The 24,334-nt window shown below is 57.2% G+C and carries 21 protein-coding genes; 15 read left to right on the top strand and 6 right to left on the bottom strand.

Annotation, left to right across the window (positions count from 1 at the left end):
- The gene (gene ilvD / locus BLT38_RS12355; RefSeq protein ID WP_083345452.1) at positions 1 to 1,728 is read left to right on the top strand and encodes a dihydroxy-acid dehydratase; all 1,728 of its coding nucleotides are present in this window, start codon (positions 1 to 3) and stop codon (positions 1,726 to 1,728) included.
- An 88-nt stretch (positions 1,729 to 1,816) separates the two neighbouring features.
- A complete protein-coding gene (gene ilvB, locus BLT38_RS12360; protein WP_083345453.1) occupies positions 1,817 to 3,595 on the top strand; it encodes a biosynthetic-type acetolactate synthase large subunit in 1,779 nt (592 codons plus the stop codon).
- Between the two features lie 10 nt (positions 3,596 to 3,605).
- On the opposite strand, the gene BLT38_RS12365 is transcribed toward ilvB, so the two are convergent.
- Entirely contained in the window at positions 3,606 to 4,058 is a 453-nt protein-coding gene (locus BLT38_RS12365; RefSeq protein WP_231966458.1) for a transposase, read from the bottom strand.
- Positions 4,059 to 4,093: 35 nt separating this feature from the next.
- Between BLT38_RS12365 and BLT38_RS12370 the strand changes: the two genes are divergently transcribed.
- The 5 genes from BLT38_RS12370 to BLT38_RS12390 all read left to right on the top strand — a co-directional run bounded on the left by BLT38_RS12370 (position 4,094) and on the right by BLT38_RS12390 (position 8,301).
- Positions 4,094 to 4,669: a GNAT family N-acetyltransferase gene (locus BLT38_RS12370; protein ID WP_083345454.1), complete on the top strand. Its 576-nt coding sequence runs from the start codon at positions 4,094 to 4,096 to the stop codon at positions 4,667 to 4,669.
- Positions 4,670 to 4,675: 6 nt separating this feature from the next.
- Complete coding sequence (gene ilvN, locus BLT38_RS12375) at positions 4,676 to 5,299, top strand: acetolactate synthase small subunit (protein WP_047489280.1); 624 nt, start codon at positions 4,676 to 4,678, stop codon at positions 5,297 to 5,299.
- Between the two features lie 88 nt (positions 5,300 to 5,387).
- On the top strand, positions 5,388 to 6,410 hold the full coding sequence (gene ilvC, locus BLT38_RS12380) for a ketol-acid reductoisomerase (RefSeq protein WP_083345455.1): 1,023 nt from the start codon (positions 5,388 to 5,390) through the stop codon (positions 6,408 to 6,410).
- Between the two features lie 151 nt (positions 6,411 to 6,561).
- Positions 6,562 to 7,200 carry an NAD(P)-dependent oxidoreductase gene (locus BLT38_RS12385; RefSeq protein WP_083345456.1) on the top strand — a complete coding sequence of 213 codons (639 nt, stop codon included), beginning with the start codon at positions 6,562 to 6,564 and terminating at the stop codon, positions 7,198 to 7,200.
- 78 nt (positions 7,201 to 7,278) lie between these two features.
- Positions 7,279 to 8,301 (top strand): zinc-dependent alcohol dehydrogenase family protein, encoded by a 1,023-nt coding sequence (locus BLT38_RS12390; RefSeq protein ID WP_083345457.1) that lies wholly within the window; start codon positions 7,279 to 7,281, stop codon positions 8,299 to 8,301.
- On the opposite strand, the gene BLT38_RS12395 is transcribed toward BLT38_RS12390, so the two are convergent.
- Positions 8,298 to 9,917, bottom strand: coding sequence for a DHA2 family efflux MFS transporter permease subunit (locus BLT38_RS12395; RefSeq protein WP_083345458.1), 1,620 nt, complete (start codon positions 9,915 to 9,917; stop codon positions 8,298 to 8,300). The genes BLT38_RS12390 and BLT38_RS12395 overlap by 4 nt on opposite strands.
- Before the next feature lie 102 nt (positions 9,918 to 10,019).
- Between BLT38_RS12395 and BLT38_RS12400 the strand changes: the two genes are divergently transcribed.
- The 6 genes from BLT38_RS12400 to BLT38_RS12425 all read left to right on the top strand — a co-directional run bounded on the left by BLT38_RS12400 (position 10,020) and on the right by BLT38_RS12425 (position 16,088).
- Complete coding sequence (locus tag BLT38_RS12400; protein WP_083345459.1) at positions 10,020 to 10,604, top strand: TetR/AcrR family transcriptional regulator; 585 nt, start codon at positions 10,020 to 10,022, stop codon at positions 10,602 to 10,604.
- A gap of 142 nt (positions 10,605 to 10,746) precedes the next feature.
- Positions 10,747 to 12,258: a sensor histidine kinase gene (locus BLT38_RS12405; RefSeq protein WP_083345460.1), complete on the top strand. Its 1,512-nt coding sequence runs from the start codon at positions 10,747 to 10,749 to the stop codon at positions 12,256 to 12,258.
- A gap of 97 nt (positions 12,259 to 12,355) precedes the next feature.
- Positions 12,356 to 13,270, top strand: a complete 915-nt coding sequence (locus BLT38_RS12410; RefSeq protein ID WP_083345461.1) for an alpha/beta hydrolase — start codon at positions 12,356 to 12,358, stop codon at positions 13,268 to 13,270.
- A 63-nt stretch (positions 13,271 to 13,333) separates the two neighbouring features.
- Positions 13,334 to 13,726 carry a GntR family transcriptional regulator gene (locus tag BLT38_RS12415; protein ID WP_083345462.1) on the top strand — a complete coding sequence of 131 codons (393 nt, stop codon included), beginning with the start codon at positions 13,334 to 13,336 and terminating at the stop codon, positions 13,724 to 13,726.
- Positions 13,723 to 14,634, top strand: a complete 912-nt coding sequence (locus tag BLT38_RS12420) for an ABC transporter ATP-binding protein (protein ID WP_083345463.1) — start codon at positions 13,723 to 13,725, stop codon at positions 14,632 to 14,634. The genes BLT38_RS12415 and BLT38_RS12420 overlap by 4 nt, the downstream gene beginning before the upstream one ends.
- Positions 14,631 to 16,088 (top strand): hypothetical protein, encoded by a 1,458-nt coding sequence (locus tag BLT38_RS12425; RefSeq protein WP_083345464.1) that lies wholly within the window; start codon positions 14,631 to 14,633, stop codon positions 16,086 to 16,088. The genes BLT38_RS12420 and BLT38_RS12425 overlap by 4 nt, the downstream gene beginning before the upstream one ends.
- 37 nt (positions 16,089 to 16,125) lie before the next feature.
- Here BLT38_RS12425 and BLT38_RS12430 read toward each other — a convergent pair whose 3' ends face one another.
- On the bottom strand, positions 16,126 to 16,821 hold the full coding sequence (locus tag BLT38_RS12430) for a CDGSH iron-sulfur domain-containing protein (protein WP_083345465.1): 696 nt from the start codon (positions 16,819 to 16,821) through the stop codon (positions 16,126 to 16,128).
- A 133-nt stretch (positions 16,822 to 16,954) separates the two neighbouring features.
- Positions 16,955 to 17,239, bottom strand: coding sequence for a DUF427 domain-containing protein (locus BLT38_RS12435; RefSeq protein ID WP_047489308.1), 285 nt, complete (start codon positions 17,237 to 17,239; stop codon positions 16,955 to 16,957).
- A gap of 663 nt (positions 17,240 to 17,902) precedes the next feature.
- Here BLT38_RS12435 and BLT38_RS12440 point away from each other — a divergent pair.
- The gene (locus BLT38_RS12440) at positions 17,903 to 19,510 is read left to right on the top strand and encodes an ankyrin repeat domain-containing protein (protein WP_083345466.1); all 1,608 of its coding nucleotides are present in this window, start codon (positions 17,903 to 17,905) and stop codon (positions 19,508 to 19,510) included.
- Positions 19,511 to 19,588: 78 nt separating this feature from the next.
- On the opposite strand, the gene topA is transcribed toward BLT38_RS12440, so the two are convergent.
- Both topA and dprA read right to left on the bottom strand, forming a co-directional pair.
- Positions 19,589 to 22,426, bottom strand: coding sequence for a type I DNA topoisomerase (gene topA, locus BLT38_RS12445; RefSeq protein ID WP_083345467.1), 2,838 nt, complete (start codon positions 22,424 to 22,426; stop codon positions 19,589 to 19,591).
- Positions 22,427 to 22,644: 218 nt separating this feature from the next.
- On the bottom strand, positions 22,645 to 23,748 hold the full coding sequence (dprA, locus tag BLT38_RS12450) for a DNA-processing protein DprA (RefSeq protein ID WP_156785294.1): 1,104 nt from the start codon (positions 23,746 to 23,748) through the stop codon (positions 22,645 to 22,647).
- A gap of 228 nt (positions 23,749 to 23,976) precedes the next feature.
- Here dprA and BLT38_RS12455 point away from each other — a divergent pair, with 228 nt between their 5' ends.
- On the top strand, positions 23,977 to 24,333 hold the full coding sequence (locus BLT38_RS12455; RefSeq protein WP_083345468.1) for a PadR family transcriptional regulator: 357 nt from the start codon (positions 23,977 to 23,979) through the stop codon (positions 24,331 to 24,333).
- Position 24,334 lies beyond the last annotated feature (1 nt).

A 24,334-nucleotide genomic window follows, 5' to 3' on the forward strand; every position in this document is an offset into this window, starting at 1 on the left:
GTGAGCAACGAACTCGATCCCGGCAAACGTAATTCCATCGTCCTTACTGAAGGGCCCAATCGTGCAGCTGCACGCGCCATGCTGCGTAGCGTCGGCTTTACCAAGGATGATCTGCACAAGCCCATCATCGGCATTGCAAATACGTGGACAGAGATTGGTCCCTGCAACTATCACCTGCGCGACATTGCAGAGGCTGTGAAAGAAGGCATCCGCGCTGCAGGCGGCACGCCGATGGAGTTCAACACCATCACGATCTCCGACGGCATCACGATGGGCACAGAAGGCATGAAGGCATCGCTGATTTCACGCGATATGATTGCCGACTCCATCGAACTGGTCTCGCGTGGCAACAGCTTTGATGGACTGGTTTGCATTGCGGGATGCGACAAGAATATGCCCGGCGCGATCATGGCGCTGGCTCGCCTGGATATCCCCGGCATGATGCTGTACGGCGGTTCGATTGCCCCGGGTCACATGCATGTGGGTGCAGATGGAAAAACGCCACAGCCTGGTAGCGACAAGACCATCGACATCACGATTCAGCAAGTGTTTGAAGCTATTGGCGCGCACGCAGCGGGCAAGATTGACGATGCGCAACTGGAAGAAGCCGAAGGTACTGCATGCCCCGGACCTGGCGCATGCGGCGGCCAGTTTACGGCGAACACCATGGCCATGGCGGGTGAGTTCCTCGGCATCAGCCCGATGGAGATCACTGGTGTTCCTGCCATGAGCAAGGACAAGCACGCTGCAAGCCGTGAGGCTGGCAAGCTGGTGATGGATCTGGTGCGCAAGAACATTAAGCCTTCAGACATCCTCACGCGCCAGTCAATGGAAGATGCCATTGCTGCAGTGTGCGCCAGTGGCGGCAGCACCAACGCTGTGCTTCACCTTATCGCCGTTGCGCATGAACTGAAGATGCCGCTCACGATGGATGACTTCGACATCATCAGCGAGAAGACTCCGTTCATCTGTGATCTGCAGCCTGGTGGCAAGCGTGTCGCACGCGATTATCAGGATGCTGGTGGATCGCGTGTGTTGGCAGCGCGCCTGGTGGAAAAGGGCTTGCTCCATGGCAACACCCCCACTGTGAGCGGGAAGACAGTTCGCGAAGAAGCAAAGGCTGCGCAGGAGACACCGGGACAGGATGTGATCCTGCCGTGGTCGAATCCGCTGAAGCCTACTGGCGGACTTGTGATTCTGAAGGGCAATCTTGCACCGGATGGTTGCGTGGTGAAGGTTGCGGGACATGAACGCGTTCTCCACACTGGACCGGCGCGTGTGTTTGATTCGGAAGACCTTTGCTTCAAGGCTGTGGAAGCTGGCGAGATCAAGCCGAACGATGTCTGCGTGATTCGCTATGAAGGGCCGAAGGGTGGTCCTGGCATGCGCGAAATGCTGGCTGTTACCGCTGCGATCAAGGGCATCCCTGAGTTGAGCGAGACGGTTGCACTACTGACCGATGGGCGTTTCTCCGGCGCAACGCGTGGACTGATGGCTGGTCACGTGGCACCGGAAGCGTTTGACGGTGGACCGATCGCGTTTGTGCACGAAGGCGACACCATCACCTTTGACATCAAGGCGCGCGAACTCCGAGTGAACATCAGCGACGAAGAGCTTGCCAAGCGCAAGGCGAACTTCAAGAAGCCGGAACCTCGCTACAAGCGTGGCGTGTTTGCGAAGTATGCCAACACGGTTAGCTCGGCCAGCCTTGGCGCAGTAACCAGTTAACTTTCTTATCAAACGTACGAACCAACGGCCTGCCTGAATTAAACGCAGGCAGGCCACAAAGTAAGGAACAGCAGCAGGAGCCGCACGCATGAGCGACACAGCGAACACTGCCCATCACGCCCCCACTCTCACCGGATCGGAAATTCTGTGGGCCACACTTGCGGGTGAGGGCGTCACCACGGTCTTTGGCTATCCCGGCGGAGCCATCCTTCCCATCTATGACGCGCTGCGTAAGTTTCCCAGCATCCACCATGTGCTGGTGCGGCATGAGCAGTCCGCAGCGCACATGGCCGATGGATACGCGCGCGCCAGCGGCAAGGTAGGCGTCTGCATGGCCACCAGTGGTCCCGGCGCAACAAACCTCGTTACGGGCCTTGCAACTGCCATGCTCGATAGCATTCCCATGGTTGCCATCACGGGCCAGGTTGCTTCCAAGGTGCTGGGCAGCGATGCGTTTCAAGAAGTGGACATCACCGGCATCACGCTGCCGATTACGAAGCATAACTTCGTAGTCACCAAGGCAGAGGATATTGCCTCGGTTGTGCGCGAGGCTTTCCAAATTGCACGCAGTGGACGCCCCGGTCCTGTGCTGGTCGACATTACCAAGGATGCGCAGCAGGCCGCGTGCTCGTTTGACTTTGAGACGTCGAAGCCGCGCGCCTATCGTCCGCACCCCATGTTGAAGGCCGAGTCGGAAGAGATGCAGGCTGCGATTGAGCTGATGCGCGCTTCTTCTCGCCCTGTGATTCTTGCTGGCCATGGCATCATTCATTCCGAAGCAGAGGCCGAAGTACTTGCCTTTGCAGAACGCCACAAGATTCCTGTCGCAACCACGCTGCTTGGCCTTGGCGCCTTCCCTGCTTCGCATCCGCTGGCACTGGGCATGATGGGCATGCACGGCGAGTCGTGGGTAAACAACGCGATTCAAAACGCAGATCTGTTGCTCGCATTTGGTATGCGCTTTGACGATCGAGTGACCGGCAACCTGGCGCATTACGCACCCAACGCGAAGAAGATTCACATTGAGATTGATCCCAGCGAGATCAATAAGAATGTGCGAGTTGATGTTGCGCTCATCGGCGATCTGAAGCAGGTGCTGCAGACGATGGCTCCTCTGATCGATGCAACAGGTGCGCCCGCAACGCAGGATGCCACAAAGCAGTGGCGCGAAGAGATCCGTGCGATGAAGGGCGATGCCAGCGTGCGCGACATCATCAACCTGCCCGACAACGGCCATTTGTATGCCGCGCATGTGATCAACGACATCTGGCAGGAGGCGAAGGCTGCAGGACGCCTAAGCAATACCGTCATCGCAACCGATGTAGGCCAGCACCAGATGTGGGAGGCGCAATACTTCAAGCATGAAGACACGCGCTCCCTCGTTACAAGCGGCGGCCTTGGCACCATGGGCTTTGCATTGCCTGCGGCCATCGGCGCGAAGATTGCATGCCCCGAGAAAGATGTATGGATGATCGCCGGTGACGGTGGATTCCAGATGACAGCTGCTGAACTCTCGACCATTCAGCAGGAAGGCCTGCACATCAATATCGCCGTCATTAACAACGGCTTCTTAGGTATGGTGCGTCAGTGGCAGGAAGCGTTCTATGACAAGAACTATTCCTGCTCTCCGATTCTGTCGCCGGACTTTGTAAAGTTGGCAGATGCACATGGCATCCCCGGCGCGCACGTAACCGAGCGCAAGGATGTAGTGCCGACCGTTACGAAGGCTCGCACAGGCAACTCGTCATACCTGATCAACTTCTCCGTTGAGAAGGAAGACGGCGTGTATCCGATGATTGCGCCGGGAGCAGCACTGCACGAGATGGTGCGCCGTCCGAACCCGTTAATTGAGACGAGCGAGGACTAAGTTGTTGCGCTCACTTCCACACAAAACGCTCGTCGAAGCCAACATCGTACTTCGCGAACATGGCCAGCAATTCCTGGTGGAAGGTTCGCGTCCGATGGACCTCTTCCTGCGTTTGCACGTAATGGATGAGCGCATCACGATCTGCAAGGCCGACCGAGAAGACCATGTAACTTTGCTGCCATTTGAAGAAGGCGTTCGGTTCACCGCTCTGACGAACGACGGGCACCGTGACTTTCTTCAGATGATCGACAAGTTTGTGCACAGCCATCTTTCGCGAAAGGAACAGTGCAACGTGAACATGATCGGCAGTTCCTCCAACGGCAAGGCAGATGTTCTCAGAATGACTGAGCTTGTCGCGAATGGCCGCATGCACAGCGGCGCGAAGCGCATCGTCCTTCAGCACAGGCTTTTGCCGCTGCGTGCTGAAGATCACGTGCAACAACACATGATCAATGATCTGCATGGTGGCACGAGTATAGCCGCGAAAAGGGTGGCGGCGTGACCACTACCTTCCAGATTGAAACTGATCGGCTGCTACTCCGCCCATTGGACGAAGCCGACCGCGATGATTTCGCCGCCATGAACGCCGATGCCGACGTGATGACCTACTTCGTTTCACCGATGACACGCGAAGAGAGCGACGCAGCGTTCGCACGCTACACCACTCACTTTCAGCACAACGGATTTGGCTTCCTTGCCGCGCGGACACGTTCCACCGGCGAATTCGCAGGGATCATCGGTATGCAGGTGATGCGCTTTGCCATTCCGAATCTCCCCCAGCCTGCGGTTGAAATCGGATGGCGCCTGAATCGCGCGCAGCAAGGTCGTGGCTTCGCCACTGAGGGAGCACGCTCCATCCTACGCTCGGCATTTCAGGAACATGGTCTCCCTGAAGTCGTCGCGATCACCGCTGTAAGCAACAAACCATCGCGTCACGTTATGGACAAGCTTGGCATGCATCATGACGCATCACTGGACTTCGATCATCCCAACGTGCCAAACGGTCACGCACTTCAGCGGCACGTTCTTTACCGTCTAGCTAATCCGCGCAGCACAACCCGAGAAGAGGTTTAACGCACTATGCTTCACACCTTCATCGCACACGTTGATAACCGGCCCGGCGTCCTCACGCGCGTGGCTTCCCTATTTCGTCGCCTGAACATCAATATTGTTTCGCTTACCGTAGGCGAGACAGAGCGTGAAGATGTTTCGCGCATGACCATCGTCTGCGACGCTCCTGAAAATGCTGCATTCCGCGTCAAGGCATCGCTGTACAAGTTGGAGATTACGCGCGATGTGGATGAAGTAGGCCGCAGCGAAGCTGTCATCCGCGAGCTTTGCCTGGTCAAGGTTGCCGCCGGTCCCAACGCGCCGCACGGCGTACACTCACGCACGCAGATCTTCGAACTGGCACAGGTCTTCCGCGCACGCATTGTCGATCTTGCTCCTGAAAGCGTCATGCTGGAGATGACTGGCAGCGCCAGCAAGATTGAAGGCCTGATCCAGGTGTTGCGTGAGAGCGCGTACGAAATTCTTGAGGTCAGCCGTACCGGTCGCATGGCTATGCGTCGCGGACATCACAGTGGCAAGGTAATGAAGGCGCTTGGCAGCAAGGCGCACCAGACTGTTTTTCAGATCAATGAACCAGGCGAGTTGGATCCCATGGATGCACTGCCAAATCAATTTGCGGAACACGATGTGTAAGCCATCGGAAATTCCGATAACAGGATCATGCACGCGTCGGTAACGACGACTACACTTTTAGATACACGGCAAAGGACAGACAAACATCATGGCAAAGACTTACTACGATCAGGACGCAGACCTTTCCCTTATCCAGGCGAAGAAGGTCGCCATCATTGGTTATGGCTCGCAGGGCCACGCACACGCGCTGAACCTCAAGGACAGCGGCGTAGATGTAAAGATTGGTCTTCGTGCTAGCTCCAAGGGCGCGGAAAAGGCAAAGTCTGCTGGGCTGGAAGTGCTCGCCGTCGCCGACGCAGCAAAGTGGGCTGACGTGATCATGGTTCTGGTTCCGGATCAGACCGCAGCCGCCGTATACAAGGAAATCGAGCCGGGCCTTACCGCAGGCAAGACGCTGATGTTTGCGCACGGATTCAACATCCGTTTCCGCACCATCACTCCTCCCGCAGATGTTGACGTTTCGCTGGTCGCGCCGAAGTCGCCGGGCCATCGCGTACGCGAAGTGTTTACCGAAGGTGGTGGTGTTCCGGGTCTCGTAGCAGTTGAGCAGGATGCCAGCGGCAATGCGCTTGCACTCGCCCTGTCGTATGCCAAGGGCATTGGTTGCACCCGTGCAGGCGTTCTGCAGACCACGTTCACGGAAGAGACCGAAACCGATCTCTTCGGCGAGCAGGCTGTTCTTTGCGGCGGTACTGCTGCACTCGTAAAGGCTGGCTTTGAGACGCTGGTGGAAGCTGGCTATCAGCCGGAATTGGCTTACTTCGAAGTGCTGCACGAGCTGAAGCTCATTGTCGATCTGATGTACCGCGGCGGCCTGGAGTACATGCGTTACTCCATCTCCGATACAGCAGAGTGGGGCGACTACGTAACCGGACCGCGCATTGTCACACCGGACGTAAAGAAGGCCATGAAGTCCGTGCTGGATGACATCCAGTCCGGTGCATTCGCAGAACGCTTCATTGCGGACCAGAACAGCGGTCGTAAGGAGTTCGAAGCGTTCCGTGCACAGGACCGCAATCACCCCATCGAGAAGGTCGGTGCAGAGCTCCGCAAGAGCATGCCCTTCCTGGATCCGGTGAAGGTGGAAAACGGCACAGTCGTAAAGGCTTAAACGTCTTAGGTACGAGGAATAGAATGGTGGGCCGCGGGAGATTTTCTCCGTGGCCTATCTTTTTGGTGCTTGGAATGAATCCTTCGATATCGAAGTACATCTGATTGTCTGTAAGCGCAGAGAATGTGCTGCTGCGAAAAGGAGTTTCGTCATGAAGGTTGTTCTTTACGGTGCTACTGGAAAATCCGGCAAGGTGATTTTGAAAGAGTTGGTGGATCGCGGTCATACAGTTGTTGCTGTTGCGCGCAATCCGCAGAGTGTAGACAAACTGGCGAACGTCAGCGTGGTGCAGGATGACCTGACGAACGTTGCCAAAACCGCACAGATTCTGAAGGATGCGAATGCGGACGCTGTCGTTTCCGCACTTGGCCCGCCGCTGGATAACACGGATGCCCTGCTGCCCATCTCAGCCAATCTGGTGGAAGCAATCAAACAGAACAGCGGACCGCGTCTGGTAGTGGTTGGCGGCGCTGGCGGGTTGTTCGTGGCTCCTGGCGTGACGCTGCGTGACAGCGGCTACCTGCCTGAGTCCTATCTACCGATCGTGGATACACACATCAAGCTGTACAACAGCCTGAAGAACTCCACGGGCATCACGTGGACATACTTTGCACCCGCAGGCTTCTTTGAACCGGGTGAGCGCACCGGCAAGTTCCGTCTGGACACGGACAATCTTGTGGCAGACGCGCAGGGCAACAGCCGCATTTCGTTTGAAGACTATGCCATTGCATTGGTGAATGAGCTGGAAGCACCGAAGCATCTGAACCAGCGCTTCACTATCGGCTACTAAACAGCATTCGCAACGATCCCAAAGACGCCTCATCGATTTCGGTGAGGCGTCTTTCTGTCTTCGAGCATCCAAGTGAACATGACTGCTACTGCACTTCGCCTGAGTGGAGACTTCTCCATTGACGCATTGACCTTTGATGATGTGACGCTGCCCGAACCTGCGCCGCATGAAGTCCTGGTGAAGATACACGCAGTATCGCTGAACTATCGCGACCTGATGCTGGTGCAAGGCCGCTACGATCCGCATGTGCAAAAGCCGCGGATTCCCTGCTCCGATGGCGCAGGGGAAGTTGTTGCGGTTGGCTCTGCTGTCACTGCATTTCGCAAAGGCGATCGCGTGGTAGCGCCGTTCTTTCTGGACTGGCTTGACGGTCCCCCGACTGCTGCGGCGCCAGCCTCTGCATTGGGTGGCGCAATCGACGGCACACTAGCGACGCACCAGATTTTTCCAGAACGTGCGCTTGTCGCGATTCCCGAGAAGTTCAGCTATGCAGAAGCTGCCACCTTCCCATGCGCCGCAACCACCGCATGGCACGCGCTGGTGAGTACGGCAAACATTGGCCCGCAAGATACGGTTCTGTTGCTAGGCACAGGCGGCGTCAGCATCTTTGGTCTTCAAATTGCGAAGTTGCGCGGTGCACGCATCCTTATCACCAGTAGCTCTGACGACAAGCTGGGACGTGCCTTGTCACTTGGCGCAGACCATGGGATCAACTACCGTCGTCATCCTGATTGGGACAAACAGGTGCGTGACATCACGGGTAAGGTTGGCGCAACGCATGTACTCGAAGTGGGAGGCGCAGGTACGCTGCCGCTATCGCTACGTTCCGCAGCCATCGGTGCGCAAGTGAGTGTTATCGGCGTTCTCACAGGCCTCGAAGAGCCGTTGAACATCGGGCAGATCCTGATGAAGACACTGCGTGTCCAGGGCATTTATGTCGGATCGCGAGCAATGCTGGCGGAATCGCTGCAGGCATTTGCAGACAACGATATCCACCCCATCATTGATCGCACGTTTGAATTTGAACGTGCTAAAGAAGCATTTCACGCACTTGAGAAAGCCCATCACTTTGGCAAAACTGTGATCACCTTCCCGGCTTAGTGCGCGCCGCCTCCGCCACCACCCACGCGGAAGTTACGCACCAGGAACAGAAGCGGTACAGCAGCGAGAGTCATGACACCGATCAGGAAGAAGCAATCCATAAAGGCCAACAACTCACTCTGCGCTTGTAGCTGTCCATAGATACGCGCATACGCTGCGGACACCGCATCGGCATGTGAGAATCCGTGCGTCTGTAAGTAGGCCGTCGTTTGTTGCACGGCGTTCTGCAACGCAGCAGAAGATCCATTCAGCCAGGAACCCACATTGCTTTGGTGAAGATCTTCGCGCCTTTCTGCAAGTGCCGTTGCAAAGGCGATTCCGAAGGAGCCGCCCCAGTTACGAAAGAAATTGGTCAGGCTGGAAGCGCGATTATTTTGATCAGGCCGCAACTCCGAATAAGCCAACATGGTCAAAGGCACAAAGAAGAAGGCATATCCCAGCCCCTGCAATGCACGCGCCCAGGCGTAATGCGCGTAATCCGTTTGCAGAGTGAAGCTGCTGTAGTGAAGGAACGATATGCCAACGACAGTGACCGCACCGAACAGGAGTACCCGTGGATGAATGATGCGCCGCTGCACAAGCTGCGCTCCCACTGGAGCGAGAACGGTAATCACAAACGCGCCCGGTCCCAGAACAAGCCCTGCATCAATCGCACGATAGCCATAAAGCGATTGCAGTATCTGCGGTATCAGTGTGGTGGATGCAAACAAGCCGACACCGAACAGGAAATAAAACGCGCATGCGATGGCAAAATTGCGCACCTTCAGTAGGCGAAAGTCGATGACAGGGTCCGCCTGTCGCAACTCCCATATCACTGCAGACCCGAGACAGGTGACTGCAGCGATGGCGATCCACACAATGAACGGTGAGCCGAACCAGTCTTCAATCTGGCCTCGGTCTAACAGCACCTCCAGCGCAGCCGATCCAAGCCCGATGAGAGCGATACCCACGCCATCCACCTTGAGGCGGCCATTCGGCTTATACACCGTTGCGCGTTCTGCAGCGAAGCTCTCCGGATCATGTACAAAGCGGTTGGTGAGAAAAAGCGAAAGAATTCCGATGGGGATGTTGATGAGAAAGACCCAGCGCCAGTCATAGTTGTCTGTGATCCATCCACCCAAAACGGGGCCAATGGCAGGCGCAGTCACGATAGCCACTGTGTAAAGTGCGAAGGCAGATGCACGCTTCGCTGGTGGAAAGGTGTCTACCAGAATGGCTTGTTCCACTGGAGCCAGTCCTCCACCTCCCACACCCTGCAAAATACGCGCCATCAGCATGAACGGCAGAGTGGGAGCAATTCCACACAACAAAGACGTAATGGTGAACAGCGCTACACACGCCATGTAATAGTTCTTGCGGCCAAAGACGCGGCTGAGCCATGCCGACATGGGAAGAACCACGGCATTCGCCACCAGATAGGTGGTCAACACCCAAGTGACTTCGTCGAAGCTGCGCCCCAGGCCGCCTGCAATGTGCGGCAATGACACATTCGCAATCGATGTATCCAGAAGCTCCATAAAGGTCGCCAGGGTGACCGTCAATGCCACCACCCATGGGTTTACGGCTGGCCGCTTTACATTAGGCTGTGAAGGAACGGCCACAGCTTCAGAATTCATCTCAGAGCATCTCCCATAAAAAGACCGTTCGGTCTCTTTCCTGCATCTGATGAAATAGAGAAAGCGACCGATTCGTCTTTTTTGAGGTAGCAGGAGGATTGAATGACAAAGGGTGAGGAGACACGCCAACGAATTGTGGAACTGGCAGCGCCTTTGTTCAATCAACGAGGCTATGCTGGCTGCTCCGTTGCGGACATCATGGAGGCAACGGGGTTGGAAAAAGGCGGCATCTACCGGTACTTCGATTCAAAAGAAGAGCTTGCCGCAGAGGCATTCAAGTTTTCCGTTGCAAAAATCCGAAAGCTGCGCACCGATGATCTTGACAACATTCCAGGAGCAGTGGAAAAACTGCGATACGTCATGGATCGATTCGTGAGTGAACCATCGCCTTTGAAAGGCGGGTGTCCATTGATGAACACCGCCATTGATGCGGACGATGGCAATGCTGCTCTGCGCGACCTTGTACAGCAGGCATTTGCAGATTGGCGACGTCGCATCACCACCATCGTTAGACAGGGCATCCGCGATGGTGAAATCAGCAAATCGTGTGATCCCATGGAACTTGCCGACACTCTCATCGCTTCACTGGAGGGCGCCCTTATGCTCACGCGGCTGGATGGCAATAAGCGTGCCCTGAAGCATGTGCGTCACTCAATGGACCTACTACTGTCCGCCTATACGGGCTGACGAGATGCGCCACGCCCCTCGGATAGGGAACCTTCCTCTCGGTGCAGGCGTTTCACCATTGAATCGAAAAAAGTAGCCGTTCGCCGCAATCTGCTGGTGCAAGGCAGCTTATCCGATATCCTGAAGACTCAGGAGGCGAACCATGGCAACCGCCGCAGTCGCCAATCCGGCAAACGGTGCCCTCTCAGGGGACGACCTGATTTTCGCGCAGCTTGCACCGGAAGAGCCCACCAGCATTCCAGATCGTGTCGCAGCACTCCGTCGTGTAAAGGCTCTGGATACTCTCAGCCACGACGATCTTGTATGGCTTGCCGAACACGGCACCGAACGCAAAGCTCATGATGGCACGCTCATCTTCCACGGTGGCGCTCCGGTCCATCACATGACCATCCTTCTGCAGGGCGAGGTGCACGTGCGCCGCGCTAGCGGACCTGTTGCCTTCTTCATTGGCCGTAGTGGTGCGGTTACCGGCAAGCTTCCGTTCAGCCGTATGAAGAGCTACGGTGGCGACGGTTATGCCGCAGGCGAAGTCTGGACGCTGGATTTTGAAGAGAGCTCTTTCCCGGAGATGCTTCATGCTGTACCCGGACTCACACAGATCATCGTCTCCACATTGCTGGATCGCACACGCGAAGTCACACGCATGGAACAGCAGGCCGAGAAGCTGAACGCGCTCGGCAAGCTGGCTGCGAATCTATCGCATGAATTAAACAATCCAGCTTCCGCGGCTCGTTCTGCTGCAAACAATCTGTGGACGGAGCTGCGCAACTACGGCTATCAGAAGTTCCGGCTAGGCGCACTTTGTATCGGCGGCGACACGAAGGTTGCATACAACGAATGGATCGCCTCCATGCAGCATCTTATGCAGCCGGATGGCAGACCCCACCGCTCAGACGCTGTAGATGTTGCTGCGCGAGAAGATGTTTTGCTTCGCTGGATGGAAGCACATCAGGTAGAGGACGCGTGGCGCATCGCGCCGGTGCTTGCGGAAACAATCGTTGAAACCTCGCATCTGGATTCCCTTGCCAGCGTGCTTCAGGGTGAAGCTCTCACGGTTGCTCTCGCTTCGTTCGCCTCTGGTATGAACGCCGAGCGTATGACCGACGCAGTGATTGATTCCACACGCCGTATCTTCGAGTTGATTACTGCCATTCGCGGTTACTCCTACATGGATCAGGCTCCCATCCAGGAGATTGATCTGCGCGAAGCGCTGGATAACACGCTGGCCATGCTCAACTCGCGTCTGGGTTCCGTGGAAGTGGATCGCAGCTACGGCGACGAGGTTCCGCAGATCCTGGCTTATGGCGGCGAATTGAATCAGGTGTGGACTGCACTGATTGAAAACGCACTGGACGCCATGGGGCAGTGTGAAGATTCCTACTCGCCCAAGCTGACTCTGCGCACATCGCTCAGCGGCAGCACAGTTCTGGTGGAAGTATGCGATAACGGGCCCGGCATTCCCCAGGAGATTGGTTCACGCATCTTCGAACCCTTCTTCACGACCAAGGGCATCGGACAGGCTCTTGGACTGGGACTGGATACGGCAAACCGTGTCGTAACCAAGCACAAGGGACAACTCAGCGTGCTGCATAGTAAGCCAGGCGATACCTGCATCCAGGTACGTTTGCCCATTGAGCAAACCGGCGCATATTAAACACAAACCTCCTTCTAACTTTCCTTTCTCTGCTATACCCTTCCGGTGATCTCGCAGGTGGCTTACCGCCGCTGCGAAAATCGCCGGAGGGTTCGCTATGCGTCTTGCACGTTGGGTTTGCGCTGTTTCGCTGTTTGCGTTTGTACCATGCGCGTCATTTGGCCAACAGCACACGCTGCCGCTCTGGCCCAATGGCAATCCTGAACCTTCGACGCTCACTGGCCCTGAGACTGATCCAACCACCGACGCAAACCGCATTGTCTCTGGCAAGTTGACCGTCCGCATCACCAACGTGAGTAAGCCGACGCTCTCCGTTTACCTGCCGCCGAAAGAGAAGAACACAGGAGCCGCAGCGTTGGTACTTCCAGGCGGAGCCTACATACGGCTGGCATGGAATCTGGAAGGAACTGAGGTATGTGACTGGCTCAATTCCATCGGCATGACGTGCCTGCTTGTGAAGTATCGTGTGCCAGAAACTGGTCATTATCCGGACAATGTGGAAGATCTGGAAGACGCGCAACAAGCCATGCGCATTGCGCGTGCTCATGCTGCAGAATGGGGCATTGATCCGCAACGCATTGGTGCGATTGGATTCTCTGCCGGAGCGCATCTTGCAGCGGCGCTCAGTACGCATTCGGATTTTAAAGGTAAGAATGTTCCATCCTCAACCGCAGACGCCAAACCAAATTGGCAGATGCTGCTCTATCCGGGTTGGTTAAACGGCGCGGATGGCAAGGTGAACCCCACAGTAAAACCCGTGAGCGACACTCCTCCAACGTTTCTAGTGATGGCCGAGGATGACTATACGGCACACGTCGAAAACGCGCTGGTGTATTTCCAGGCACTCAAAGACGTGAAGGTGCCAGCAGAACTACATCTGTTTACACAAGGCGGGCATGGCTTTGGCCTCCGTCCGACGCAACTCCCCATCTCGCGGTGGCCCACACTAGCGGAAGCTTGGCTGCACACCATTCATATCCTCGGGACGCCCGGGCCCGTTCCTCACCCATAACACTGGGTTGGTCAGAAACAATTTTGTTGCTACATCTGGTGTACTAGTTGTATTAATACACCCGTGACACCATTTCGCGTACGCCTGCAACCCGGCCAGCCCATCCATGAGCAAGTGGTCTACGCCGCAACGCGAGCGATTGTGGCGGGACAGCTTCGTCCGGGCGACCTCTTCCCTTCTGTCCGCGCTCTCTCGCGCGATCTTTCAATCAATCCCAACACCGCTCACAAGGTCATCAGCCAGTTGATTGCCGATGGCTTGCTGCAGGCCGTGCCGGGTATCGGCACGGTCGTCGCTGAGCCTCCCCGTGCCACAGCCTCACAACGAACCGAACTGCTAGGCAAGCAGATGGAAGAGCTTGTGGTGGAAGCCAAGCGTCTCTCCATCCCGCTGGAAGATGTAACAGCCGCACTCGAAAAGCACTGGAACCGACTCTTTCCCGGAGATCCCGAATGACATCGGACGCCGTTATTCAGACGCACCAACTCACCATGCGCTTTGGCAAACACACCGCGCTTGCGCCACTGGATCTAACCATTCCACGAGGATCGGTGTATGCGCTGGCAGGCCACAACGGCGCGGGTAAAACCACACTGCTGAAGTTGCTGCTGAACGTACTTCATCCCACAGCGGGTTCCGTGACACTGCTTGGAACGGATTCCACGAAACTCAGCAGCGAGATGTTCACCCGTGTGGGCTATGTCGCGGAGGGGCAGGAGATGCCCGAGTGGATGACCGTGCGCGAGTTCATGGACTATCTCTGCCCGTTCTATTCAACCTGGGAAGAAGGCTCGCTTCTTCGCGACCTTGATCTGCCGGAAGATCGGCACATACGCGACCTCTCACGAGGCATGCGCATGAAACTGGCGTTGGCCAGCGTGCTTGCGTTTCGTCCAGAACTCATTCTCATGGATGAACCCTTCTCCGGACTTGATCCGCTGGTGCGCGATGAGCTGACACGCACACTCATCGATCGCCTCGCTACGGAAGATGGCACACCGCCAACTGTACTTATCTCCACACATGACCTTGCAGAGATTGAGCCCTTTGCAACGCATGCAGCCATGTTGCACAACGGTCACCTGATGTTTGCGGAGCCTCTGGATATGTTGCTGGATCGCTTCCGCGAGATCACGGTAACCCTCACCGAGGCAGCATCTGTAGCGCGTGCATTCCCGAAGGATTGGTTATGTCCTGAAAGCTCTGGCGCAGTCGTGCGATTCGTTCATGCCAATGGAAGTTCTGAGTCACTACCGCAAGAGATTCGCAGCGCATTGCCTTCCATACAGACGATTGAATCCACATCGATCGGACTGCGCGAGATATTTCTGGCTGTAACCCGCACACAACGGAGCGCCGCATGACACAGGCCCTGCACATCTTCCGCAAAGACCTCCGCCATCAGTGGATTGATCTCGTGATCTACGCTGCGCTGCTTGTTCTCTCCGGGTTTCTTGTGCCTACTAAGTGGCCGGGGCGCTGGTCGTCTAACGACATGCTGCCGTGGCTGCTCATCCTGCTACAAGTGGCTGTGCCGCTCTTCTGGCTGGTGATGATTGCGCGGTTGGTACACGAGGAAGCGATCGTGGGCGATCGTCAGTTCTGGACGACTAGGCCTTATCGCTGGAGCAGTCTGCTTGGCGCCAAGCTGCTGTTCCTGGCGATCTGCATTGCACTTCCGTACTTTGTGATGCAGTGGTGCATTGCGCTATACGGTGGCTTATCACCCTTCGTCGCAGGGTTTCCCATGTCTGCGGCGATGCATCTGCTCATCGTGTGGATTCCGATGTTCCTGTTTGCATGCGTGACATCCACGCTTATCTCTACTTTCTTCACCACTCTCGGCAGTGTGGTTCTCTGGGTTGCAACACTGGTCTTCCTGCTGGGCAGCAATGGCCCTGAAGCCGACGCCCCGTTCGCGCGGTTGTACTTCGGCGCTCTGTTCACTGGTATATTCGCATTCCTGCTGGTGTTTCTGTATCGCAAGCGGTCGTTCCGGTTGGGCCGCGTGTTGATGGGCTCTTCCGCGGTGCTTTTCCTATTGCTGATCGTCTTCGTATCGAAGATGTCACCTTCATCGCTGGGCACTCAGTTGCTGAAGGCACGCTATCGCGATGGAGCCGCGCCACAGCTTCATCTGCAGTACGTTCCAGGGCGCTTCTCAGGACATCACGCTCAGGACAGTTCGTGGCTACTCGCCGTTCCCGTTCCAATTGAATTGCTCGGTCTGTCAAATGGACATCGGCTGCATAATGCGGCAATGCAGTATCACCTGGAGGCAGGTGGGTACCGGTATACCTCGCCCTGGAGGCCTACGGCGCTTACGCCGGAGGGCATGACGTTCCGCGTGCCGAGAGCGGTACTGGACCATGCTGAGCATGCGGATGCACATCTCACTGTGTCTCTGGCTGCTGAGGAGATCGCGCCTGACCAGCCACAAACTACGACCCTCCGCGACCGCTTCGCTATCCCCGGAGGCGGAAGCTGCGATGCTGTGAATCCACCTTACGAGCATCGTTCCGCTGCTACGAGTGTTGTGTGTCACTTCGCCTACTCGGTTCCTTACCCGATAGAGATCGATGCCAATATGGAGCCGGGATGCCCTGTTCCCAAGCTGCCTATTCAGGTGCCAACCTATGACGGTGGAACAGGCTTCGACCCGTTAACCCATTGGACGGTTCGCGCTGGTCTGGGCGCACCGGAAGTCCGGGCATGCGTCGTGCAGTCGGTCACCACCACTGTCTATCGTCCGGTGACGCGCTTTCGCACGTCACTGGACATACCATCCATTCGGCTTGCTGACTATGTTGGGCATTGATGCTGAGATCATGCCCTCAGCCCGTGTTTGTATACGTCTAGGAATCGTGGAACTTGATTGCATCATGAGTGCCGTCGCAGAACGGCTTGTTTTTGGACTCTCCGCAACGACAGAGCGTGACGCGATTGCGCACCTCATACTCGAATCCATCTGCTGAGGTGACCTGTATACCTCCGCGCAACCAGAGCGGCCCACTGCATTGCTGCGCCGGGTCTTCCACCAGACCGATTGATATGGGCAACGCGTGTTCAATGGGTTGTCCTGTGGCCTTGTCCCAGGCTACGAGGCGCCCTGAAGGACAGTTGTTCACCTGGTGGATGAACAACTCCTTGATGTGTGGATGATCGGTTCGCTCGACCTGGTTCCAGACCTGACCGTTCGGGTCGCAGAAGCGGGCGAATGCACAGAGCTTTTCTGCGTCGGTGAGCTGAAGCACTGGACCATCCAGCACCTGCGCCTGATTGACGTAGGGTTCACGGCTGGCTGTTTCAGCTCCCTTGAATCCAACCTTCGCGTGTGTGCCATCACAGAAGGGTTTCGATCCGGAGTGCCCGCAGCGGCAGAGCGCGTAGGTCTCCTTGTGGGGGATGGCCTCGCCTTCCCGCCATTCCTCAGAGCCGCCTTTAGCATCCGTGATGATGGTCTGCTTGCTGAGGGGTATGCCACCTGTGACGATGTACGGACCGTTCTCAGAGACAGTGACGCTTACCTTACTCTTCGTCGGCGAAGTCATGGATCAGCTCCCTGTGATGAACCTTGCTGCAGCGTTGGCGCACAGCTTTCGGTGGCATCAATATATCCCGAGCCGCCTAAAAGCACAGAGGCGGCCCTTAGGCCGCCTCTGTCAATACTGAGTCGTCGGATAACTACTTAGAGACTTCTACGCCGCGCCAGAAGGCGATGTGGTGCTTTACCTGTCGCGCTGCCGGCTTGGGATCGGGATAGTACCAGGCAGCGTCGGGATTCTCCTGGCCATCGACCAGCAGAGTAAAGTAGCGCGCCTGACCCTTCCACGGGCAGGACGAGGAGGTGGAACTGGGGCGCAGAAACTCGCGCTTCACCGTCTCCTCGGGGAAGTAAACATTGCCTTCAACGGTTTCGAAGCTTTCGCTTTCGGCCACCGTCTGGCCATTCCAGATTGCCTTTGCCATTGCTGACTTTTTCTCCAAAGAAATCGACCGGGCAAAACTCTACAGGAACCCGTCGGGATGCGCAGCACAGCCCAAAGTTCGGGCTTTGTACTAGGGTACCAGCCCTGTGGATTAGATGGAAGATGGTCCGGGTCGGATTCAGACCTTGGTACCCTCCCCCTCCCCCTGTTTTCCTAAAATCGTCTTTCTATTGGGTTTACGGCGCTAGTGACTGTAAAATCGTCTGCCCATTGGAGTTAGAGGCAAAATCGTCTTTCTAAAGGAGTTAGCCGCGACGTCTCCAGAGCGGCAAAGCCCTGCGAATCAGTGCTTTCTCTATTTTAGAAGTTCGGAAAAAATACCATGCCGACTCTATTTCTTTTGGTTTGTTGGGGTTGAGTGGCATCAGGACTTGACAGGTTTCTCCGGTGCTTTCAAAAGGCAGCCAGTCTTAGCGGCCTGATATATGCGGATGTGACTTGCGCCGTAAGACTCAGATTTTCTTTGGAACGCCGGGCCTTTCTTTTGACAGCGGATCACCCAACCGATAGCTTGTGAGCAAGCGCGAAGGGCGCATCCAGTCCGCGGAAAGGGCCGTGCCCACCTTACGAATTGATGCTGTAGCGAAACTTCTTTCCTGCCTGATGAGAGCGGACTCCAGGCGAACCGTGAAAGGAGCTTCGTATGACCGCTAAACAATCCTCTTCGCTTTCCAGCCTGCCTTCCCGTCCAGATCTGGACCAGTACAAAAAGCAGGCGAAAGAACTCCTCAAACAATTGAAGACCGGTGATGCTGTCGCAGTCTCGCGCCTTCATGCGCATGTCGCAGAGTCTTCACCCGACGGGATAAGCCTGAGCAACGCCCAGTTTGTGATTGCCCGCGAACATGGTTTCGCAAGCTGGCCAAAGTTTGCGCAGGAGATCGAGCGACGCAGATTACAGTTGCTGGTCGAAACGCGGGGACCGGTTGCGGCCTTCCTGATCGCCGCCAGCGTGCCGGTGGGCGGGGCTGGTCACACATCAGGAAACCTGATTGGCGCTGATGAGCTGCTTGCGGCGCATCCGGAGATACGTCACGCGAGCATCTATGTGGCAGCGGTGCTCGGTGACGCCACCGAAGTTCGGCGATGGCTGAGTGAGGATGCTTCCCTGGCGACCGCCAAGGGTGGTCCGCATGGGTGGGATGCTTTGACCTACCTTTGCTTCTCGCACTATTTGCGACTCGACAAGACGAAGAGCGAGGACCTGGTGGAGGCCGCGCGGCTTCTTCTGGAAGCGGGTGCCGATGCCAAGACCGGATGGTGGGAGACGGAGACTGGCGAGGAGCGCAATTTTTGGGAGAGCGCTATCTACGGCGCGGCTGGCATTGCACAACATGCCGAGTTGACGCGGCTTTTGCTGGAATACGGTGCCGACCCGAACGATGAAGAGACGCCTTACCACGTGCCCGAAAGCTATGACCTGAGCGTGCTGCGTGTGTTGCTGGAGAGCGGCGCTTTGCAGCCGGAGAGCCTGACGACGATGCTGCTGCGAAAGGCCGACTGGCATGACCATGACGGCATGAAGCTGCTGCTGGAACATGGCGCAGATCCGAGCCGCTCAACGCTATGGGGCTATACAGCGCTGCATCAGGCGATCCGACGTGACAATGCGCTGGCCAACATCCGACTGATGCTGGATCACGGTGGCGATATGTCACTTGCCGATAGGGATGGTCACACCGGATTTGCGTTGGCTGCGCAGCGTGGGCGCAGCGATGTTCTGGCGTTGTTGAAAGAGCGTGGCATTGCGATTGAGGTTACGGGTGTGGATGGGTTGCTGGCGGCTTGTGCCTTAGGGGATAAGGCCACGGCGCACTCGATTGCAAGGGAAGATGCGGTAGCATCGCACCTGCTGAAGGCGCATGAAGGAACGTTCCTTGCGGAGTTCGCGGGAACCGGATGCCGTGATGGAGTGGAGCTTCTGCTGGATTTGGGAGTGGATGTGGTGGCGCGGTATGAAGGCGATGGCTACTACCAGATTGCAAGGGACAGTACCGCTCTGCATGTAGCCGCATGGAAGGCATGGCCGCAAACCGCAAAGCTGCTGATTGAACGCGGCTGCCCTGTACATACGCTGGATGGCTGGGGGCGGACCGCACTGCAACTGGCGGTGAAGGCGTGCGTGGATTCGTACTGGATGAACCGCCGCACGCCGGAGATTGTGAAGATGCTGCTGGAGGCAGGAGCCTCAAAGGAAGGCATCTCGTTGCCAACTGGCTATGACGAGATTGACGTGTTGCTGGGCGGATGACCTGCCCTGATAACGACGAAGCCCCGAATCCGTTTGGAGAATTCGGGGCTTCGATCTTTTTGGCTAACTGCTAGATGCTTACGCTACCGATTCCACGATGGGCCGCGTTGCGTTCGGGTCCGGGCGCTGGAGAGTTGGAATCTCTACTGGCGCTTTGGACTCGATCTTGCGGTTGGTCTTGTGATCGTAGTCGCAGGTGATGGGATCTTCCACCGGCTCCTCAACCTTCGCGCCCTTCTTGGGGCGGCGCTTGGGTAGAGCATCGTGGTTGTGCGGGCAAACCTCGTGGATGTAGCCGTCCTGCTTGTTGGGCACTTCGATGAGGTATGACGAGTTGCCCTTGGGGCATGGCTTGGCGATCAGCTTCTGGTTGCTGCTGAAGTCGCACTTGGGATAGTTTGTGCAGCCGTAGAAGACGTTGCCCATTTTCGATTTGCGTTCGGCGATGGGCGCTCCGTCCTTCGGGCATGGGACGTCAAGCAGTACCTGTTTCACGTACTTGCACTTGGGGTAGCCGGAGCAGGAGGTGAACTCGCCGTAAGCACCCTGACGCTTGACCAGTTCCATGCCGCACTGCGGGCAGGGTTCGCCGGTGGGTTCTGGCGGTTTCTGCTGGACCTTCTGGTTCAGGCGACGCACCGTTTTGCAGGGCGGGTCGGCGCTGTAGTCCGGGCAGGACATGAAGGGACCCCAGGGGCCATTCTTCAGGACCATCTGCTTGCCGCAGTTTTCGCAGAACTCCTCTTCCTCGGTGTCGCCTGCTTCCATGGCGGCGAGGTCGGGCTTGTCTGCGAAGTTTTCCTTGGTGAAGTCGCAGCTTACCGGATCGATGAGGATGCTCTTGCCGCGTTCCGAAGCGATCTTGAGTGCGGAGAGCAGTTGCTTATCGTCATGGACTTCCTCGCTGGAGGCCTCTGCGTCGTCCACCATGCCCTTGACGGTGACGGGATAGGTAAAGGCATCCTTCACGCGCTTGACGACCGCCTTGGAGTCTTTCTTGAAGGCAGAGACGGCAATGGTCTTCGGCTTGGTCTTCGTGAAATTGCTACACGAATAGAACGAGCCGAACTTGCCCCACTTGAGGACGAGCGGTGAGCCGCACTTTTCACAGAGTTCCTCTGTGGGGTGCTCCATCCGCTTGATGTCTTCCATCTTCTTTTCGGCAACCTTGATTTCGTCGGTCAGGTGACCGTAGAAGCCGCCGAGCAGATCGGTCCACTTTTCGTTGCCCGCTTCGATCTCGTCGAGCTCGTCTTCGAGTTTGCGGGTGTAGTCCATGTCGAAGATGTACGGGAAGTTCTTCACCAGCAACGTGGTGACGACCATGCCGATTTCCGTGGGCACGAACTTGCGCGCGAGCTTCTTGACGTAGTCGCGGTCCTGAATGGTGTTGATGATGGACGCGTAAGTGGACGGGCGACCGATGCCGCGCTCTTCCAGCTCCTTGACCAGTGACGCTTCGTTGAAGCGCGGCGGCGGTTCGGTGAACTTCTGCTCCGTGACGACGCTGAGGAGGTCGAGCGCGTCGCCCTGCTTCATGCCGGGGAGCGAGACGCCTTCGTCGGAGTCTTCCTGTGCGGCCTTTGCCTCTGCAACGCTGCTCTGGTTGGGGTTGTTGATGCGCAGGAAGCCATCAAACTTCAAAACGGAACCGGAGACGCGCACCTGGTAGTTGCGGTCGCTCTTGCCGGTGATTTCGACCGTGGTCTGGTCGTAAACAGCGGGCGTCATCTGGCTGGCGACAAAGCGCGACCAGATGAGGTTATAGAGGCGGTACTGCTCGTCGCTGAGGTACTTGCGGATGCTGTCCGGCGTGTACGCGACGTTGGTGGGACGGATGGCTTCGTGGGCGTCCTGCGCGTCCTTCTTGCCCTTGAACTGGTTGGGCTTTTCGGGCAGGTAGTCCTTGCCGAGCGTCTTAATGTAGTCACGCGCCATGTCGATGGCGACGGGAGCGACGCGCGTGCTGTCGGTACGCATGTAGGTGATGAGGCCGACGGTGCCTTCGTTGCCGATCTCAATGCCTTCGTAGAGGCGCTGGGCGACACCCATGGTGCGCTTCACGTTGAAGCCGAGACGGTTGGAGGCCTGCTGCTGGAGCTGGCTGGTCGAGAACGGAGCGGGAGCGTAGCGGCGGCGTTCCTTCGCTTCTACCGATGCGACGGACCACTTGGCCTTCTCCATGCCAGCCTTGACCGTGGCGGCGGTTGCGCCGTCGGGCAGGGCTGGAGGGCTTACCGTGTCGACGCTGATCTTGGTGCCGTCGATGGCGTAGAGGCGAGCGAGGAACTCCTGCTTCTTGCCAGCGGGGGTCAGCTTCGCGTCTACCGGCCAGTATTCGACGGGGTTGAATGCCTTGATTTCGTTTTCGCGGTCGACGATGAGGCGGAGCGCCACCGTCTGTACGCGTCCGGCGGAGAGGCCGCGGCGGACCTTATCCCAGAGCAGGGGCGAGATTTCGTAGCCCACCAGGCGGTCGAGGACGCGGCGCGTCTGCTGCGCGAGCATCAGGTTCTGGTCGACGTCACGGGCGCGCTTGAAGGCATCGGTCACGGCTGCCTTGGTGATTTCGTTGAACGTGACGCGCTGGATCTTGCCCGAGTTCTTCAGGGACGGCTTGAGCTGCCACTGCAGATGCGCGGCGATGGCTTCGCCTTCGCGGTCAGGATCGGGCGCCAGATAGACGGCATCAGCCTTGGAGGCGAGCTTCTTCAGGCGGTCAACGAGCTTTTCCTTGCCAGGCGAGATGATGAGCTTGGGCTCAAAGGTGCGCTTCTTTAGTTCGACGCCAATGTCGTTCTTCGGCAGATCCATGATGTGGCCCAGCGAGGCCTCCACCGTGAAATCGTTGCCGAGATATTTGTTGATCGTCTTCGCCTTTGCCGGCGACTCCACGATCACGAGATTCTTTGCCATAACACTTCCTGAACTTCCTGGAGCGTTCTTCGCGCTCCCTTGCAGGCCGAAACCGCCCGCCCGGCAGCCCTGCCCTTTTCAACGTCACTACTCAGTGTGAGAACCTAACACGGTTTTTGACGAACGTCACGCATGACCAACCTTCCCTTCGACTCTTACGAACGGAAAAAGTCGCATGTTCCGTTATTTGGGAGAGGTTTTCCACAGAGGTTCGACGGCTAGAACGTCCTCACATAATTCTTGCCGGGGAGCTGGCGAACGCGGCCTGCAAGTTCGAGTTCGAAGAGCGCCGTGAAGATCTCCGGCGACTGCAACTTCCCTTCCAGTCGTTCAATAAGATCATCAAGTTGCACGCTTTCGTCGGCTCGAAGCTGCTCGAAGACAACACGCTCGACCGGCGGCAGCTTCCGCTCGTCGAATAGAGATGCCGTGACCGCCGCTGCGGATTCAGACTTGCCCTCGCGCTTCTCCAGCTTCTCTTCCAGGTGGAGGCGGACCTGGGTGGGCAAATCTTCCCAAACGTCTTCCCAGGTGGCGGTGAGGCGGGCGCCCTGCTTGATGAGGGTGTTGGGTGTCCAGGAACCCTTGTTCGTCACGTTCCCGGGTACGGCGTAGACGTCGCGGTTCTGCTCCATGGCGCAGCGCGCGGTGATGCGGGTGCCGCTGTGTTCCGCTGCCTCGATGACGAGGACTCCGACGCTCATTCCAGAGAGGATACGGTTGCGGACGGGGAAGTTCTGCGGCGCCGGGAAGGTGCCCAGCGGGTACTCCGACAGGATGCAGCCGCCGTACATGAGGATCTGCTCGGCGAGGCGTTTGTTTTCTTTGGGATAGATGACGTCGATGCCAGTGCCCCAGACCGCGACGGTTTTGCCTCGGCCATCGAGCGCGCCCTTATGGGCTTCGGTGTCCACGCCGCGGGCCATGCCGCTGAGGATGACCATGCCGCGCGCGGCGAGTTCGCGGGAGAGCATCTGGGCCATTCCTGCTCCGTAGACCGAGGGATGGCGCGTGCCAACGACGGCGATGCCGGGTTCGGCAAGGATGCTGACGTCGCCTCGGTACCAGAGGACGGCGGGCGGATCGTAAATTTCGCGGAGGCGGTCCGGGTACTCCGGGCAGCCATGAGTAATGTAGTTAGCGTTCTGCTCTTCGAGTCGCTGGACTTCTTCCAGCGCAGTGGCTTTGGCCTTGCCTTCGAAGATGAAGCGCGCAGAAGCTGCGGGCATCTGGAGGGCTTCCAGCTCCGTGAGCGACATGGAAAAGATCGCCGCAGGCGACGAGGCCAGGGACATGGCGCGGAGGGTGCGTGTGGCACCCATGCCGGGCGTAAGCACCAGCGCGAGCCAGGCCAGTCGATTCAGATCGTGCTCTGCGCTTTCCAGACGAGGCGCAGCCTCTCCCACTACAGTTGTCGCCAAAACCCAATGTCTCCGGTGCGATGGTTATACAACACCGCCCTGTGGAGTCGAAATTGGGCAAAAGAATCTGTTGACAGCTGATAGTCGGATGTCTACCCTCAGTACAAATTCGAGGGTAGACATTCGACTATGGCGAAAGAGACCACACAACGATCCAGCCTGTTGCAGGGCACGCTGGACATGCTGATTCTGCGCACACTGCTGTACGGCCCGGCGCATGGCCACCAGATTGGCAAACACATTCAAGCCACAACGAATGACTTTCTGCAGATGCAGCATGGATCGCTGTATCCGGCGTTGCACCGCATGGAGAAGAAGGGCTGGATCACTGCGAAGTGGGAGACGGCGCCCGATCGCAATCGTGAATTCAAGTACTACCGCCTGACGGCTGAAGGAAAGAAGCAGCTTGTGGTGGAAGAGTCGCAGTGGAAGCAGATGGCTGAGGCCGTGGCGCGTGTGATGTGGCCCGCGGCAGAGGAGAACTGAC

It is taken from the genome of Terriglobus roseus, assembly GCF_900102185.1.
GTDB lineage: Bacteria > Acidobacteriota > Terriglobia > Terriglobales > Acidobacteriaceae > Terriglobus > Terriglobus roseus_A.

What these genes read in the sequence shown, in the direction of transcription:
- ilvB (WP_083345453.1), top strand. Translation starts at nt 1,817, where the DNA reads ATGAGCGACACAGCGAACACTGCCCATCACGCCCCCACTCTCACCGGA.
- BLT38_RS12365 (WP_231966458.1), bottom strand. Translation starts at nt 4,058, where the DNA reads ATGCAGATCATTGATCATGTGTTGTTGCACGTGATCTTCAGCACGCAG.
- ilvN (WP_047489280.1), top strand. Translation starts at nt 4,676, where the DNA reads ATGCTTCACACCTTCATCGCACACGTTGATAACCGGCCCGGCGTCCTC.
- ilvC (WP_083345455.1), top strand. Translation starts at nt 5,388, where the DNA reads ATGGCAAAGACTTACTACGATCAGGACGCAGACCTTTCCCTTATCCAG.
- BLT38_RS12385 (WP_083345456.1), top strand. Translation starts at nt 6,562, where the DNA reads ATGAAGGTTGTTCTTTACGGTGCTACTGGAAAATCCGGCAAGGTGATT.
- BLT38_RS12390 (WP_083345457.1), top strand. Translation starts at nt 7,279, where the DNA reads ATGACTGCTACTGCACTTCGCCTGAGTGGAGACTTCTCCATTGACGCA.
- BLT38_RS12395 (WP_083345458.1), bottom strand. Translation starts at nt 9,917, where the DNA reads ATGAATTCTGAAGCTGTGGCCGTTCCTTCACAGCCTAATGTAAAGCGG.
- BLT38_RS12400 (WP_083345459.1), top strand. Translation starts at nt 10,020, where the DNA reads ATGACAAAGGGTGAGGAGACACGCCAACGAATTGTGGAACTGGCAGCG.
- BLT38_RS12405 (WP_083345460.1), top strand. Translation starts at nt 10,747, where the DNA reads ATGGCAACCGCCGCAGTCGCCAATCCGGCAAACGGTGCCCTCTCAGGG.
- BLT38_RS12410 (WP_083345461.1), top strand. Translation starts at nt 12,356, where the DNA reads ATGCGTCTTGCACGTTGGGTTTGCGCTGTTTCGCTGTTTGCGTTTGTA.
- BLT38_RS12420 (WP_083345463.1), top strand. Translation starts at nt 13,723, where the DNA reads ATGACATCGGACGCCGTTATTCAGACGCACCAACTCACCATGCGCTTT.
- BLT38_RS12425 (WP_083345464.1), top strand. Translation starts at nt 14,631, where the DNA reads ATGACACAGGCCCTGCACATCTTCCGCAAAGACCTCCGCCATCAGTGG.
- BLT38_RS12430 (WP_083345465.1), bottom strand. Translation starts at nt 16,821, where the DNA reads ATGACTTCGCCGACGAAGAGTAAGGTAAGCGTCACTGTCTCTGAGAAC.
- BLT38_RS12435 (WP_047489308.1), bottom strand. Translation starts at nt 17,239, where the DNA reads ATGGCAAAGGCAATCTGGAATGGCCAGACGGTGGCCGAAAGCGAAAGC.
- BLT38_RS12440 (WP_083345466.1), top strand. Translation starts at nt 17,903, where the DNA reads ATGACCGCTAAACAATCCTCTTCGCTTTCCAGCCTGCCTTCCCGTCCA.
- topA (WP_083345467.1), bottom strand. Translation starts at nt 22,426, where the DNA reads ATGGCAAAGAATCTCGTGATCGTGGAGTCGCCGGCAAAGGCGAAGACG.
- dprA (WP_156785294.1), bottom strand. Translation starts at nt 23,748, where the DNA reads ATGGGTGCCACACGCACCCTCCGCGCCATGTCCCTGGCCTCGTCGCCT.
- BLT38_RS12455 (WP_083345468.1), top strand. Translation starts at nt 23,977, where the DNA reads ATGGCGAAAGAGACCACACAACGATCCAGCCTGTTGCAGGGCACGCTG.